Origin of the sequence: Massilia norwichensis, assembly GCF_024753245.1 — a bacterium.
Classification (GTDB): Bacteria; Pseudomonadota; Gammaproteobacteria; order Burkholderiales; family Burkholderiaceae_D; genus Telluria; species Telluria norwichensis.
This window is the reverse complement of the sequence record NZ_JANUGX010000001.1, coordinates 134,129-148,473: the sequence shown is the minus strand read 5'-3', so window position 1 is coordinate 148,473 and position 14,345 is coordinate 134,129. Positions and strand designations below refer to the sequence as shown.

Here is a 14,345-nt window from a genome sequence, read left to right as displayed (position 1 = left end):
GAATGCAAATTCCATGTTGTCTTGCACAATTGCGGCCGGGCCCCTATAATGGCGGCATACGGGCGGTTAGTTCAGCTGGTTAGAATACTTGGTCGACATCCAAGGGGTCGCAGATTCGAATTCTGCACCGCCCACCAGAATACTCAGTAGTAATTCAGTAAGAGCGAGAAAGGCACCGACGGTTATGACACCGCGAACTACAACTAAGTTGTGGGGGAATCGCTAGACGCGGTACGGTGGTCTTTTGTCTCAAGAAACTCGACAACACTGATAAAAACGCGCCTGGTGCGCGTTTTTTTTCGTCCGAATACTTTTCATTTCAATTTTATTAATCTTAGCGGGCGCGAGCGGCGCCGAACAGGAGATCAAAATGCTGAATGTGCGACTTCCGGACGGCTCCAGCCGTCAATTCGAAGGCCCCGTCACCGTGGCCCAGGTGGCCCAGAACATCGCCCCGAGCCTGGCCAAAGCCGCGCTGGCCGGCAAGGTCAACGGCAAGGTGGTCGATACCTCCTTCCTGATCGAGTCCGACGCCGACCTGGCGATCGTCACCGACAAGGACCCGGAAGGCCTGGACGTCATCCGTCACTCGACCGCCCACCTGCTGGCTTACGCAGTCAAGGAGCTGTTCCCGGAAGCCCAGGTCACCATCGGCCCGGTCATCGACAACGGTTTCTACTACGACTTCTCCTACAAGCGTCCCTTCACCCCGGACGACCTGCAGGCGATCGAGAAGAAAATGGCCGAGCTGGCCAAGAAGGACGAGCCGGTCAGCCGCAAGGTGCTGCCGCGCGACGAAGCCGTGGCCTACTTCAAGTCGATCGGCGAAGACTACAAGGCCGAGATCATCGCCTCGATCCCGGCAAATGAAGACGTCTCGCTCTACTCGGAAGGCAATTTCACCGACCTGTGCCGCGGCCCGCACGTGCCCTCGACCGGCAAGCTGAAGGTCTTCAAGCTGATGAAGCTGGCCGGCGCCTACTGGCGCGGCGACTCGAAGAACGAGATGCTGCAGCGCGTCTACGGCACCGCCTGGGCCAAGAAGGAAGACCAGGAGCAATACCTGCACATGCTGGAAGAGGCGGAAAAGCGCGACCACCGCAAGCTGGGCAAGGCGCTGGACCTGTTCCACTTCCAGGACGAGGCGCCGGGCCTGATCTTCTGGCACCCGAAGGGCTGGACCATCTGGCAGCAGGTCGAGCAGTACATGCGCAAGACCTACCAGGCCACCGGCTACAACGAAGTCAAGGCGCCGCAGATCATCGACGTGACCCTGTGGCAGAAGACCGGTCACTGGGACAACTACCGCGAGAACATGTTCACCACCGAGTCGGAGAACCGTACCTACGCGCTCAAGCCGATGAACTGCCCGGGCCACGTGCAGATCTATAACGCCGGCCTGCGTTCCTACCGCGACCTGCCGCTGCGCTACGGCGAGTTCGGCCAGTGCCACCGCAACGAGTCCTCGGGCGCGCTGCACGGCCTGATGCGCGTGCGCGGCTTCACCCAGGACGACGGCCACGTGTTCTGCACCGAAGAGCAGATCGCGCCGGAAGTGGTGGCTTTCCACGCCCAGGCCATGAAGGTGTACGAGGACTTCGGCTTCGAGAACATCGACGTCAAGATCGCCCTGCGTCCGGAAAACCGCATCGGCTCCGACGAAGTCTGGGACCAGGCCGAGGAAGCCCTGCGTTCGGCCCTGCGCGGCTGCGGCGTGGAGTGGACCGAGCTGCCGGGCGAGGGTGCCTTCTACGGCCCGAAGATCGAGTACCACCTGAAGGACAGCCTCGGCCGTCCGTGGCAGGTCGGCACCATGCAGGTCGACTTCTCGATGCCGGGCCGCCTGGGCGCCGAGTACGTGGCCGAAGACAATACCCGCAAGGTGCCGGTCATGCTGCACCGTGCGATCGTCGGTTCGATGGAGCGTTTCATCGGCATCCTGATCGAGAACTACGCCGGCGCGCTGCCGCTGTGGCTGGCGCCGGTCCAGGTTGCTATTCTGAACATTTCGGATGCGCAAGCTTCCTATGTGAAAGAAGTCGAGGCGCGCCTGAAGGCCGCGGGCCTGCGCGTTCACGCTGATTTGCGGAACGAGAAGATTACCTATAAAATCCGGGAGCACTCCGTCCAAAAACTGCCGTACATCTTAGTTGTCGGTGATAAAGAGCGGGATGCCAACACTGTGGCCGTTCGCGCGCGTGGCAATGTCGACCTGGGCGTCATGTCCGTCGATGCGCTGCTGGAACGCCTCCAAAGCGAGGTAGCAACCAAGGCGAAGTAACAGCGCCTTGAGACGGCCCGATCAAATCAACTTTAAAAGGAAACACCATAGCTACTGACAAGTCGTCACATCGCATCAATGGCGAAATCAACCATCCGGAAATGCGTCTGACCGGAGTGGATAACGAGCCGCTGGGCATTGTGAGCCTGGCCGAAGCGTTTCGTCTGGCTGAAGAAGCGAACGTCGATCTGGTGGAAATCGCCCCGAACGCGAATCCGCCGGTCTGCCGTCTGATGGACTACGGCAAGTTCAAATATTCGGAGCAGAAGCGTGCGCACGAAGCGAAGCTGAAGCAGAAGATCATCCAGGTCAAAGAGATCAAGTTCCGTCCGGGTACGGACGAAGGCGATTACAGCATCAAGCTGCGCAACCTGATCAAATTCCTGGAAGAGGGTGACAAGACCAAGATCACCCTGCGCTTCCGCGGTCGCGAGATGGCCCACCAGGACATCGGTGCGCGCATGCTGGAACGTCTGCGTGGCGATCTGGAGCCGTATGGCCAGGTCGAGCAGTTCCCGAAAATGGAAGGCCGCCAGATGATCATGGTGGTCGCGCCGAAGAAGAAGAAGTAAGCTTCGCGCGATCGCAGCACGCTTGCTGTGACAGTCAAGCCGGGCCGGGCCCGGGCTTCAGGTTCGCCTGCGGCCCGGGCTCGGCCTATTCCATTTTTTGCTGTCGCCACGTGCGCACGTGGTGCGCACCCTACGGTTTAGCGGTAGGGTGGGCATCCCATGCCCACGAACCCGTAAAGCTCTGATATAATCTGCGGTTCCCGTGTCGTATGATGCGGGAATGCAAGACTGTAGTGGACTCGCTTCTGCTGCAGAAACAAGTGAAAGCAGGCATCCAAGAGCAGCGTTGCTGCCACCTGCAATCCTGTTACATATGAGGCTGCCTGTAAGAGGGCAGATGACTATGCCGAAAATGAAAACCAAAAGCTCCGCGAAAAAGCGTTTTCGCGTGCGTCCGGGTGGTACCGTCAAATCGGGTATGGCGTTCAAGCGTCACATCCTGACCAAGAAGACCACCAAGAACAAGCGCCAGCTGCGTGGCACCCGTAACATCAATGCGTCGGACGTCCAGAGCGTCTACCGCATGATGCCGTCGGCCGTCTAATCTCACACTAAGGAGCGAATATGCCTCGAGTAAAACGTGGGGTTACTGCACGTGCCCGTCACAAGAAGGTTCTTGAACTTGCTAAAGGCTATCGTGGCCGCCGCAGCAAAGTATTCCGTATTGCCAAGCAAGCAGTCATGCGCGCTGGCCAGTACGCATACCGCGACCGCCGCAACAAGAAGCGCGTCTTCCGCGCACTGTGGATCACCCGTATCAACGCGGCTTCGCGTTCGCACGGCATGACCTACAGCGCCTTCATGAACGGCCTGAAGAAAGCCGCGATTGAACTGGACCGTAAAGTCCTGGCCGACATGGCTGTGAACGACAAGCCGGCATTTGCCGCTATCGTGAACACCGTCAAGACCAAGCTGGCTGCCTAATCAGTCGTCAGCAACAAGAAGTACAGTGTAAGCGGCTGCAAGGCCGCTGACGCGCAAAGGACGGGGCAAAGGTTTGACGACCGATGCCCTGTTTTTGTTTCTGGCGTTCCCCGCCATCCAAAACAGGAAAAGAACACGCATGAACTCGCTCGAAGAACTCGTCGTCTCGGCCCAGGCTGACTTTGGTGCCGCACAAGACGCTGCCGCGCTGGAAAACGCAAAAGCGAAATACCTGGGCAAGACCGGCCAGGTCACCGAACTGATGAAGGGTCTCGGCAAGCTCGACCCGGAACAGCGCAAGGCGCAGGGCGCCCTGATCAACGCCGCCAAAGAAAAAATCGAACAGGCGTTGACGGCCCGCCGCGAGGATCTGGCGAACGCCCAGCTGATGGCGCGCCTGAACGCCGAGAGCATCGACGTCACCCTGCCGGGCCGCGGCCGTTCGACCGGCGGCATCCACCCGGTCATGCGCACCTGGGAGCGGGTCGAACAGATCTTCCGCTCGATCGGCTTCGACGTGGCCGACGGCCCGGAAATCGAAACCGACTGGACCAACTTCACCGCACTGAACAGCCCGGAAAACCACCCGGCGCGTTCGATGCAGGACACCTTCTACATCGAGGGCGAGGACAGCACCGGCAAGCCGCTGCTGCTGCGCACCCACACCAGCCCCATGCAGGTGCGCTATGCCCGTACCCACACCCCGCCGATCAAGGTGATCGCACCGGGCCGCACCTATCGCGTCGACAGCGACGCTACCCACTCGCCGATGTTCCACCAGGTCGAAGGCCTGTGGATCGGCGAGAACATCAGCTTTGCCGACCTCAAGGGCGTGTACCTGAATTTCGTGAAGGCCTTCTTCGAGACCGACGACCTGCAGGTGCGCTTCCGTCCGTCGTACTTCCCGTTCACCGAACCCTCGGCCGAGATCGACATCGCCTTCGGCTCCGGTCCGCTGAAGGGCCGCTGGCTGGAAGTCTCGGGCGCCGGCCAGGTGCACCCGATTGTCGTGCGCAACTTCGGCCTGGATCCGGAAAAATACATCGGCTTCGCGTTCGGCTCCGGCCTCGAGCGCCTGACCATGCTGCGCTACGGGATCAACGACCTGCGCCTCTTCTATGAAGGCGACCTCCGTTTCCTGAAGCAGTTCAATTAAATGGCCTCATAAACCTACTGCGCGGGCACATTTCCGCCCTGCGATGCTCGCCGTACCTGCGTACGGCTGCGCTTCTCGGACGGAACTGAGCCCTGCTCGCTACGGTTTCTGAGACCATTTGAAAAGCAAACTTAAGACCTTGAAAAGGCACTGATATGCAATTCTCCGAAAACTGGCTCCGTTCCATGGTCGATCCGAAGATGAATTCGGACGAACTGGCCCATCTGCTCACCATGTCCGGCCTCGAAGTCGAGGAAGTGGAAGCGGTCGCGCCGCCGTTCTCGAACGTCGTGGTCGCCGAAGTCAAGGAAGTGGCCAAGCACCCGAACGCCGACCGCCTGAACGTCTGCCAGGTCGACGTCGGCAGCGGCACTTTACTGAATATCGTCTGCGGCGCGCCGAACGTGCGCGCGGGCATGAAGGCGATCTGCGCCAAGGCCGGCGCCGTGCTGCCGCCTGGCGCCGACGGCAAGCCTTTCGAAATCAAGGTCGGCAAACTGCGCGGCGTCGAGTCGCAGGGCATGATGTGCTCGGCCAAGGAACTGAAGATCTCCGAAGAGAGCAGCGGCCTGATGGAACTGCCGGAAGACGCGCCGGTCGGCCAGAACATCCGCGACTACCTCGCGCTGAACGACCAGAAGTTCACCATCAAGCTGACCCCGAACAAGGCGGACTGCCTGTCGGTGCTGGGCGTGGCGCGTGAAGTGTCGGCCCTGACCGGCACCCCGCTGACCTTCCCGGCGCAGCGCATCGTCCCGGTGAGCACCGACGAGATCCTGCCTGCAAGAGTGTCGGCACCGGACCTGTGCGGACGCTTTACCGGTCGCGTGATCCGCGGCCTGAACGCGCGTGCCGCCACCCCGGAGTGGATGAAGCGCCGCCTGGAACGCAGCGGCCAGCGCTCGGTCTCGGCCCTGGTCGACATCTCCAACTACGTGATGCTGGAAACCGGCCAGCCTTCGCACGTGTTCGACCTGGCCAAGATCCATGGCAGCATCGACGTGCGCTGGGGCCGCAAGGGCGAATCGCTCAAGCTCCTGAACGGTAACACCGTCGAGGTCGACGAGTGGGTCGGCGTCATCGCCGACGAAAAGGAAATCGAATCGCTGGCCGGCATCATGGGCGGCGACTCGACCGCGGTCACGCTCGACACCACCGACATCTACCTGGAAGCCGCATTCTGGTGGCCGGGCGCCATCCAGGGCCGTGCCCGCCGCTTCAACTTCTCGACCGATGCGGCGCACCGCTTCGAGCGCGGCGTCGACTATGCCGGCACCGTCGAGCGCATCGAGCGCATCACCTCGCTGATCGTCGAGATCTGCGGCACGCCGGCGACGAAAGTCGGTCCGGTCGACGACCAGATCGTGAACATCCCGCAGCGCCAGCCGGTTACCCTGCGCACCGAGCGCGCGCAGAAGGTGATCGGCGTGGCCATCGACGACGATACCGTGGCCGACATCTTCACCCGTCTCGGCCTGCCGTTCGAGCGCGAGCCGGGCCGCTTCACGGTCACCGCGCCGTCCTACCGTTTCGACATCGAGATCGAGGAAGACCTGATCGAGGAAGTCGCGCGCGTGTATGGCTTCGAGAACATCCCGGCCTTGCCGCCGGTGGCACCGTCGGCGATGCTGATCGAGCCGGAAAACACGCGCTCCTTATTTGCCGTTCGCCACCAGCTGGCCGACCTGGGTTACCAGGAAGTGGTCAACATGAGCTTCGTGGAAAGCCAGTGGGAAGCCGACTTCGCCGGCAATACCGACCCGATCAAGCTGCAGAACCCGATCGCCAGCCAGATGAGCGTGATGCGTTCGAACCTGATCGGCAGCCTGATCGCCAACGTGCGCTACAACGTCAACCGCAAGGCCGGCCGCGTGCGCGTGTTCGAAGTCGGCGCCGTGTTCCACCGCAATCCGGCAGCCGTGGACGGTCCGCTGTCCATCGCCGGCTTCGATCAGCCCAAGCGCGTTGCCGCCATGGCCTACGGCCCGGCCGCGGACGAGCAGTGGGGCATGCCGACCCGTGCGGTCGACTACTTCGACGTCAAGGGCGACCTGGAAGCACTGTTCGCACCGCGTGCGCTGCGCTTCAGCAAGCTCGAGCATCCGACCCTGCATCCGGGCCGGTCGGCCCAGGTCGAGCTGGACGGCCGCGCGATCGGCTTCATCGGCGAGCTGCATCCGCGCTGGCTGCAGAAGTACGATCTGCCGCAGGCACCGGTGCTGTTCGAGGTCGATGCCGAGGCGCTGCGCGAACGCATCGTGCCGTCGTACACCGAAATCTCGAAGTTCCCGGGCGCCACCCGCGACCTCGCGCTGGTGGTGAAACAGGACGTGCCGGCCCAGGCTTTGCTGGACGCATTCAAGGCCGAGCTGGCCGCGAACGCAAACGGCAAACTCGTGCAAGCCGTTGTTTTGTTTGATGAATATCGCGGCAAGGGTTTGGAACAAGATGAAAAAAGTCTTGCTTTCCGCTTTGGCTTGCAAGATACTCAATCGACGCTGCAGGACGACGCGGTCGAGGCCATCATGGCCGCGCTCGCACAGGCAGCGGCACAACAACATGGCGCCAAATTGCGCGCCTGACGTCACATCCAAGACATAGGTAGGGCTTCAAAATTAACAACAACGACGTTGATTCCGCCGTCCTCGAGAAAGCGCTCGCCGCCCATCGGGTACGGAAGGAAGCGGAACAGGAGTTGCCGACCCTGACCAAGGCGGAGCTGGCCGAATTGCTATTCGAGCAGGTCGGCCTGAACAAGCGCGAAGCCAAGGACATGGTCGAGACCTTCTTCGACGAGATCCGCAACGCGCTCGAGCGCGGCGAGGCGGTCAAGCTGTCCGGCTTCGGCAACTTCCAGTTGCGCGACAAGCCGCAGCGTCCGGGCCGCAATCCGAAAACCGGGGAAGAGATTCCGATCACGGCGCGTCGCGTCGTGACCTTCCACGCCAGCCAGAAGCTCAAGAGCATGGTCGAGGAGGCCAATCCGGCCAGCGCCGACAGTGCCTCGCTCGCGCGTGCCGCCTGAGTAAAACCAACGATTCATGAATGACCGACCCAACAAGATGGAACTGACTGTATTGCCGCCGATTCCGGCCAAGCGTTATTTCACGATCGGGGAAGTCAGTGAATTGTGCGGCGTCAAGCCGCATGTGCTGCGCTACTGGGAGCAGGAATTTACCCAGCTTAAACCGGTCAAACGCCGTGGAAACCGCCGCTATTACCAGCATCACGAAGTGCTGTTGATCCGGCGTATCCGCGAGCTGCTGTACGAGCAGGGCTTCACGATCAGCGGCGCCCGCAATCGCCTCGACGGCAGGGGCGGGCAGGCCGAGGATGTCGAGGCAGTGCCGCCGGTGCCTCCCGCACCGCCCGAGCCGAGCATCGCGCCCGAGCTGTTGCGTGAAGAGCTGCACGCCATCCTCGCGATCCTGAAGCACGGGTCGCCGGCGGCCTGATTCGGCTCATCGATAGCGCTATCGATCGAGTATCGGGCTCAAGCATTCGTGCTCCTGTTGTTCTGCACCTAGGAGGTGCTAGAATGTCACTTGCGAATGTTGCTGACTCAAACATGCTTGTTGTGGGCGTGAGGTGTCAGCCTCGGCTCTTTCCTGCCTCAGGAAAAATCTAAGGGAAGACAATGATACGCGTTGCCATTTGTGACGATCACCAGATAGTTCGAGCAGGTTTCAAACAGATTTTTTCGTCGTCGGGCGACTTTGAAGTCGTGGCCGAGGGCGCTACCGGGCGTGAAGCCCTCGACATCGCACGTCGCGAGATTTGCGACGTGCTGCTATTGGATATTGCAATGCCGGACCAAAGCGGCATCGACATCCTGCGCACCATCCGCCAGGGCCAGCCGAACCTGCCGGTGCTGATCCTGTCGGGCTATCCGGCGCAGCAGTACGCGCTCAACCTGTTCAAGATGGGCGCCAATGGCTACCTGAACAAGGAGTGCGACGCCGACGAGCTCAAGACCGCCGTGCGTACCGTTTACCAGGGCCGCCGCTACGTCAGCTCCCAGGTCGGCGAGCTGCTGGCCCAGAGCTTCGACCGCGACCCGAACACGGCGCTGCACACGGAGCTGTCGGACCGCGAGTTCCAGGTCTTCCTGCGCCTGGCCAAGGGCGCGACCGTGTCGGACATCGGCAATGCACTGTCGCTGTCGATCAAAACGGTTTCGACCTACCGTACCCGCATCATGGAAAAGATGGGCCTGCAGTCGAACAGCGACCTGACCTATTACGCCATGAAGAACAACTTGCTCGACTGAGCAGGGCGCTCTGCTCGTCTGAGCAGGGCATGTCTGCCCGCCGGGCAGATCTGCGAGAGGGCGGCGTACCTGCCGCGTCGTCTTCTTGCATCACCCCTCCGCACGCCAGCCCTCGCTGGCCTGCATACATATTTCTCTCAGTCTATAATCGCGCACATCGTCGCTGCGTGAGAGGATCTCCAGGATGTATTTCAGTGCGGACCCTGCCTACCGGCCGGTGCGCAGCCTGCCGTGGTACCAAACCCTGCTGGGTGCGGTGTGCGTGCTCATCCTGGTGCTGAACGGCGTCAGTCTGGTGCGCAACCTCGGTGAGTTGAAGGCAACCAATGCGAGCCAGGCCCAGGCGGACCGGGTATCGAGCCGCTTGCAGTATGTGAACCTGCTCGTCACCGACGCGGACAGCGGCTTGCGCGGCTATTTCCTGTCCGGTTCCGAGACCTATCTCGGCCCGCTGCGTACGGCCCAGCGCGAACTCGAAGGCGAGTTCGAAACGCTCAGGACGCTCCTCGCCGACAATCCCTCGCAACTGAAGAACCTGGCCCAGCTGCAGACCCTGGTGCGGCGCCGCGTCGGCCTGATGAACGAGTCGCTGGACGTGTATCGCCACGGCGGCCTGGACGACATCGTCGCCATCGCCCGTACCCAGGAAGACCTGGTCCGCATGGACGAGATCCGCCTGCAGGTGGTGGTGATGACGCAGGAGCAGAACGAATTGCTGGCCGCGCGCGGTGCCGGCTTCTACGACCAGTACCGCCGCACGGCGCTGCTGGGCGTGGGCATCAACCTGGTCGCCATCGTCGTGCTGGTGCTGTTCTATCACCTGATCTGGCGCAGTTTCTCGCTGCGCCTGTCCGCCGAGCGCGCGCTACAGGAGAGCAATGACCAGCTCGAAACGCTGGTGGCGGCGCGCACCGAGCAGCTGTCGGTGCTGTCGCGCCACCTGATCAGCGTGTCGGAAGAGGAAAAGGCGCGCCTGGCACGCGAGCTGCACGATGAGATGGGCGCCAACCTGACGGCCATCGGCATGGCGCTGTCCACGGTCGGCGAGCATTTGAAGGACAGCCACCCGGCGCAGGCAGCCGCACTCGGCTGCGCCCGCAAGACCCTGCTCCAGACCGTGGAGCTGAAGCGCCGCATCATCGAAGACTTGCGCCCCAGCCTGCTGGACAATATGGGCCTGGCGGCGGCACTGCAGAGTTATTGCAGCGATTTCGCGCGTGCCGCCCAGCTGGACTGCGAAGCCCTGGTCGAGGGCGACGTCGACAGCGCCGGTCCCATGCATGCGATCGCGCTGTTCCGCATCGCCCAGGAATCGCTCAACAATGTCGCCAAGTATGCGCAGGCGCGCCACGTGGTCGTGCATTTAGCACGCGAGGGCGAGGGGCTGGCGCTCGAAGTCAGCGACGATGGGGTCGGGATTCCGCCGGACGCGATGCGGCGTCCGAAGTCGCACGGCCTGCTGGGCATGCGCGAACGCGCCTTGCTGCTGGGCGGGACCTTGACGGTGGAACGTGGGGTGAACGGGCAGGGGACTTGCGTACAGGCCTGGGTACCGCTGGCCGCGCCGGCCGCCGAATCTCTGGGCGCCTTATCGGGCACCTCGGCGCTGCCGGCCATTGAACAACAACTGCAACAACAAGCCGCCGATGCGCAGTTGGCAATCGGCGGCAGTACGGCAAGGTTTATGCGCGTGCCACATCCATCAGCAGACGATCGTACTCGCTCTTAGCGACCTTGTAGCACTCGCCGGCGTAGTCTTCCAGGCCCTGGCGGTTCAGCACGGTGATGTTGCCGCGGCGGTACTGGATCAGGCCTTCGTCCTGCAGCTTGCCGGCGGCAGCGGTGATGCTTTCGCGGCGCACGCCCAGCATGATCGAGATCAGTTCCTGGGTCACCTTCAGTTCGTTGCTGGCCGAGCGGTCCAGGCGGTCCAGCAGCCAGCGGCACAGTTTCTGCTCGATCGAGCTGTGGCGGCCGCCGACGGCGTTCTGGGCCATCTGGGCGAACAGCGCATTGGTGTAGCGCATCAGCAGTTGCGGCAGGGCGCCGCCCTTGTTGAAGGCGTCGCGCAGGAACTGGGTCTTCAGGCGGTAGCCGTAGCCGGCGCTCTGGACCACGGCGCTGCAGGTGGCGCGCTCGCCCATGAACAGGGAGACGCCGACCGCACCTTCATGGCCGACCACGGCGATTTCGGTGGTGGCGCCGTCTTCCATCACGTACAGCAGAGAGACGATGGCGGTGGTCGGGAAATAAACGTATTCGAGCTTGCTGCCGTATTCGAACAGTTCCTTGCCGAAAGGCAGCGGGACCAGTTCCAGGTGTTCAAACAGGGTTTCCAGGTCTTGGCGCGGCAGGGCCGCGAGCAACTCATTCTGTTGGGTGCCGCTATAGCTGACGACCGGACGGGACGCCACTTTGAATTCCTCGGCCGATGCGGGAATCTGGTTGACCGACTGAGTCTTCTGGGCGGCAACACCAAGTTGAGCGTTATTCATATTGTCCTCGTTATCTCTGACTTACTTCACGTACTTCATGGGGGGCGAATGCTTGGATGGGTTTCCTCATCGCGATGTGTGTACTTTATTGCCATAGTCTCTTGCCGAACATAAGACTAGTCGTCGCCCCCATGTAGGTTCTATGCAGGATGTTTTGTCAGTCCAGTCCTACTAGAGAGAAACATTCGAAAAAGGCTATTTTTAGCATTCTTGAAATGGTCAATTAACATAAAAACGGTTTCGCGCTCAGCCTTATATGACGTCCTGACAACAAATAGGCCTTTCTTAGGTTCATCAGGAACATAGCGCCCGATAAGGCCGTTTACCGCCGTTAACGAAAACTTCACAAGTCGTGGCAGAGCGAGCCCGACTTGTCCTACAGCGGATTTAAAGACAAACCGGGCGAGACTCGGTAAAATCGCGCGTTTATGCACACGCGCCGCAAAGGCGAGACCATGTCCAACGAAACCGCAGCAAGCACTCCTGACAACGTCGACGACGTCCTCGACGCCCCCTCGGCCAAGACCGCCGCGCAGATCGCGCGCGAAGTCCAGCGCCGCCGCACCTTCGGCATCATTTCCCACCCCGATGCCGGTAAGACCACGCTCACCGAAAAGCTCCTGCTGTTCTCGGGCGCGATCCAGCTGGCCGGTACCGTCAAGGGCCGCAAGAGCGGGCGCCACGCCACTTCCGACTGGATGGACATCGAGAAGCAGCGCGGCATCTCGGTCGCGTCTTCGGTGATGCAGTTCGAATTCCGCGAGCACGTGATCAACCTGCTCGACACCCCGGGCCACCAGGACTTCTCGGAAGACACCTACCGCGTGCTGACCGCGGTCGACTCGGCGCTGATGGTGATCGACGCCGCCAAGGGCGTGGAAGAGCAGACCATCAAGCTGCTGGACGTCTGCCGCATGCGCGCGACCCCGATCGTCACCTTCATGAACAAGATGGACCGCGAGACCCGCGATCCGCTCGAGCTGCTGGACGAAGTGGAATCGGTGCTGAAGATCGAGTGCGCCCCGGTGACCTGGCCGATCGGCATGGGCAAGAACTTCCGCGGCGTCTATCACCTGATCAAGGATGAGATCATGCTGTTCAAGGCCGGCGAGGAAAAGGCCGACGGCGACTACGAGATCATCAAGGGCATCGACAACCCGCGCCTGGCCGAGATGTTCCCGATGGAGATCGAACAGCTCAAGATGGAAGTGGAGCTGGTGCACGGCGCTTCCCACGTGTTCGACCTGGAGCGCTTCCTGTCGGGCGTGCAGACCCCGGTGTTCTTCGGCTCGGCGATCAACAACTTCGGCGTGCGCGAGATCCTGTCGGCCCTGATCGACTGGGCCCCGGCCCCGCGCGAGCGCGATGCCACCGTGCGCGCCGTGAAGCCCGAGGAAGAACGCTTCTCCGGCTTCGTCTTCAAGATCCAGGCCAACATGGACCCGGCCCACCGCGACCGCATCGCGTTCCTGCGCGTGTGCTCGGGACGCTTCGACAAGGGCATGAAGGTCAGGCACCTGCGCCTCGGCCGCGAAGTGAAGCTCTCGTCGGTGGTGACCTTCATGGCCTCGAGCCGCGAACAGGTCGAGGAAGCCTACGCCGGCGACATCATCGGCCTGCCGAACCACGGCAACATGCAGATCGGCGACAGCTTCTCGGAAGGCGAACTGCTGACCTTCACCGGCATCCCGTACTTCGCGCCGGACCTGTTCCGCACGGTGCGCATCCGCAATCCGCTGAAGACCAAGCAGCTTCACAAGGGCCTGCAGCAGCTGGGCGAAGAGGGCGCCGTGCAGGTCTTCAAGCCGGTCATCGGCTCGGATCTGATCCTTGGCGCGGTCGGCGTGCTGCAGTTCGAGGTGGTCGCCAGCCGCCTGCTGAACGAGTACGGCGTCGACGCCGTGTTCGAAGGCTCCAGCATCAGCAGCGCGCGCTGGGTGTCCAGCGACGACAAGAAGGCGCTGTCCGACTTCGAATCGCAGCTGGCGCCGCAAGTCGCCTACGATGCTGCCGGCAACCTGGCCTTCCTCGCGACCTCCGGCGTCAACCTGCGCCTGACGCAGGAACGCTGGCCGAAGCTGCAGTTCCACGCGACGCGCGAGCACGCTGCCAAGCTGGATTGATCGTGTAGGGGCATACGCGGGCACGGGGTGCCCGCCCTACGTGTGACGCGCGGCCGACGTAGGGTGGGCACCCCGTGCCCACGTCCCTGCGCATCACATCTTCCTCTTCCCCAGCCACGCCTCCAGCACGCTACCCACCCAGCACAGCGCAAACACCCAACCCGACAGCGTCACCGACAAGGGCGTAGGCCGCCCCTCCAGCCTGGCCGCAATCGCCGCCGGATCGAGCGGCATGCTGCCGCCCAGCAGCTGGCCCGCCAGCGCATTCGCTTCATCCAGCGCGAAATTCAAATAAACATAGCCAGCCACCAGCGCCGGCACCGCGAACAGCAGGGCGAGGCCGCGCCGGCCCAGGTACCACTGGCCAATGCCGGGGAAAACCAGGGCGGACAGCAGGGCTGCAAGCCCTTTGGAACGGTTCATGCGTCTTCTTTCATAGTTTGAGCAGGCACAAGGGCGACCTTGCGCTACAGCGTAAATTTCCCTAATGCACGTCTTGCAGAGCGGCTAACAAAGCCGCCAGG

At 62.0% G+C, this 14,345-nt stretch carries 13 protein-coding genes and 1 tRNA gene; 12 read left to right on the top strand and 2 right to left on the bottom strand.

Annotation, left to right across the window (positions count from 1 at the left end; all coding sequences use genetic code 11):
• Positions 1–60: 60 nt before the first annotated feature.
• From NX782_RS00620 to NX782_RS00570, 11 genes are all read left to right on the top strand, one after another.
• A tRNA-Val gene (locus tag NX782_RS00620) sits at positions 61–137 on the top strand.
• A 233-nt stretch (positions 138–370) separates the two neighbouring features.
• A complete protein-coding gene (gene thrS / locus NX782_RS00615) occupies positions 371–2,281 on the top strand; it encodes a threonine--tRNA ligase (RefSeq protein ID WP_258843535.1) in 1,911 nt (636 codons plus the stop codon).
• A 20-nt stretch (positions 2,282–2,301) separates the two neighbouring features.
• The gene (gene infC, locus NX782_RS00610; RefSeq protein ID WP_258843768.1) at positions 2,302–2,853 is read left to right on the top strand and encodes a translation initiation factor IF-3; all 552 of its coding nucleotides are present in this window, start codon (positions 2,302–2,304) and stop codon (positions 2,851–2,853) included.
• Positions 2,854–3,196: 343 nt separating this feature from the next.
• The gene (rpmI, locus tag NX782_RS00605; protein ID WP_036228503.1) at positions 3,197–3,397 is read left to right on the top strand and encodes a 50S ribosomal protein L35; all 201 of its coding nucleotides are present in this window, start codon (positions 3,197–3,199) and stop codon (positions 3,395–3,397) included.
• A gap of 20 nt (positions 3,398–3,417) precedes the next feature.
• Positions 3,418–3,777 carry a 50S ribosomal protein L20 gene (rplT, locus tag NX782_RS00600; protein WP_047826396.1) on the top strand — a complete coding sequence of 120 codons (360 nt, stop codon included), beginning with the start codon at positions 3,418–3,420 and terminating at the stop codon, positions 3,775–3,777.
• Between the two features lie 139 nt (positions 3,778–3,916).
• Entirely contained in the window at positions 3,917–4,933 is a 1,017-nt protein-coding gene (gene pheS / locus NX782_RS00595) for a phenylalanine--tRNA ligase subunit alpha (protein ID WP_258843534.1), read from the top strand.
• A gap of 155 nt (positions 4,934–5,088) precedes the next feature.
• Complete coding sequence (gene pheT / locus NX782_RS00590; protein WP_258843533.1) at positions 5,089–7,515, top strand: phenylalanine--tRNA ligase subunit beta; 2,427 nt, start codon at positions 5,089–5,091, stop codon at positions 7,513–7,515.
• A gap of 32 nt (positions 7,516–7,547) precedes the next feature.
• Positions 7,548–7,958 carry an integration host factor subunit alpha gene (locus NX782_RS00585; RefSeq protein ID WP_258843767.1) on the top strand — a complete coding sequence of 137 codons (411 nt, stop codon included), beginning with the start codon at positions 7,548–7,550 and terminating at the stop codon, positions 7,956–7,958.
• A gap of 16 nt (positions 7,959–7,974) precedes the next feature.
• Positions 7,975–8,388 (top strand): MerR family transcriptional regulator, encoded by a 414-nt coding sequence (locus NX782_RS00580; protein WP_258843532.1) that lies wholly within the window; start codon positions 7,975–7,977, stop codon positions 8,386–8,388.
• A 182-nt stretch (positions 8,389–8,570) separates the two neighbouring features.
• Positions 8,571–9,203 carry a response regulator gene (locus NX782_RS00575; protein WP_141837548.1) on the top strand — a complete coding sequence of 211 codons (633 nt, stop codon included), beginning with the start codon at positions 8,571–8,573 and terminating at the stop codon, positions 9,201–9,203.
• Between the two features lie 184 nt (positions 9,204–9,387).
• A complete protein-coding gene (locus tag NX782_RS00570; RefSeq protein WP_258843531.1) occupies positions 9,388–10,932 on the top strand; it encodes a CHASE3 domain-containing protein in 1,545 nt (514 codons plus the stop codon).
• Here NX782_RS00570 and NX782_RS00565 read toward each other — a convergent pair.
• Complete coding sequence (locus NX782_RS00565) at positions 10,886–11,698, bottom strand: Crp/Fnr family transcriptional regulator (RefSeq protein ID WP_258843530.1); 813 nt, start codon at positions 11,696–11,698, stop codon at positions 10,886–10,888. The genes NX782_RS00570 and NX782_RS00565 overlap by 47 nt on opposite strands.
• A gap of 455 nt (positions 11,699–12,153) precedes the next feature.
• Here NX782_RS00565 and NX782_RS00560 point away from each other — a divergent pair, with 455 nt between their 5' ends.
• Positions 12,154–13,821: a peptide chain release factor 3 gene (locus tag NX782_RS00560; protein ID WP_258843529.1), complete on the top strand. Its 1,668-nt coding sequence runs from the start codon at positions 12,154–12,156 to the stop codon at positions 13,819–13,821.
• Positions 13,822–13,914: 93 nt separating this feature from the next.
• Here NX782_RS00560 and NX782_RS00555 read toward each other — a convergent pair whose 3' ends face one another.
• The gene (locus NX782_RS00555; protein ID WP_258843528.1) at positions 13,915–14,244 is read right to left on the bottom strand and encodes a hypothetical protein; all 330 of its coding nucleotides are present in this window, start codon (positions 14,242–14,244) and stop codon (positions 13,915–13,917) included.
• Positions 14,245–14,345: the final 101 nt, after the last annotated feature.

Coding starts and splice junctions, on each gene's coding strand:
- thrS (WP_258843535.1), top strand. CDS start 371: ATGCTGAATGTGCGACTTCCGGACGGCTCCAGCCGTCAATTCGAAGGC.
- rpmI (WP_036228503.1), top strand. CDS start 3,197: ATGCCGAAAATGAAAACCAAAAGCTCCGCGAAAAAGCGTTTTCGCGTG.
- rplT (WP_047826396.1), top strand. CDS start 3,418: ATGCCTCGAGTAAAACGTGGGGTTACTGCACGTGCCCGTCACAAGAAG.
- pheS (WP_258843534.1), top strand. CDS start 3,917: ATGAACTCGCTCGAAGAACTCGTCGTCTCGGCCCAGGCTGACTTTGGT.
- pheT (WP_258843533.1), top strand. CDS start 5,089: ATGCAATTCTCCGAAAACTGGCTCCGTTCCATGGTCGATCCGAAGATG.
- NX782_RS00580 (WP_258843532.1), top strand. CDS start 7,975: ATGAATGACCGACCCAACAAGATGGAACTGACTGTATTGCCGCCGATT.
- NX782_RS00575 (WP_141837548.1), top strand. CDS start 8,571: ATGATACGCGTTGCCATTTGTGACGATCACCAGATAGTTCGAGCAGGT.
- NX782_RS00570 (WP_258843531.1), top strand. CDS start 9,388: ATGTATTTCAGTGCGGACCCTGCCTACCGGCCGGTGCGCAGCCTGCCG.
- NX782_RS00565 (WP_258843530.1), bottom strand. CDS start 11,698: ATGAATAACGCTCAACTTGGTGTTGCCGCCCAGAAGACTCAGTCGGTC.
- NX782_RS00560 (WP_258843529.1), top strand. CDS start 12,154: ATGTCCAACGAAACCGCAGCAAGCACTCCTGACAACGTCGACGACGTC.
- NX782_RS00555 (WP_258843528.1), bottom strand. CDS start 14,244: ATGAACCGTTCCAAAGGGCTTGCAGCCCTGCTGTCCGCCCTGGTTTTC.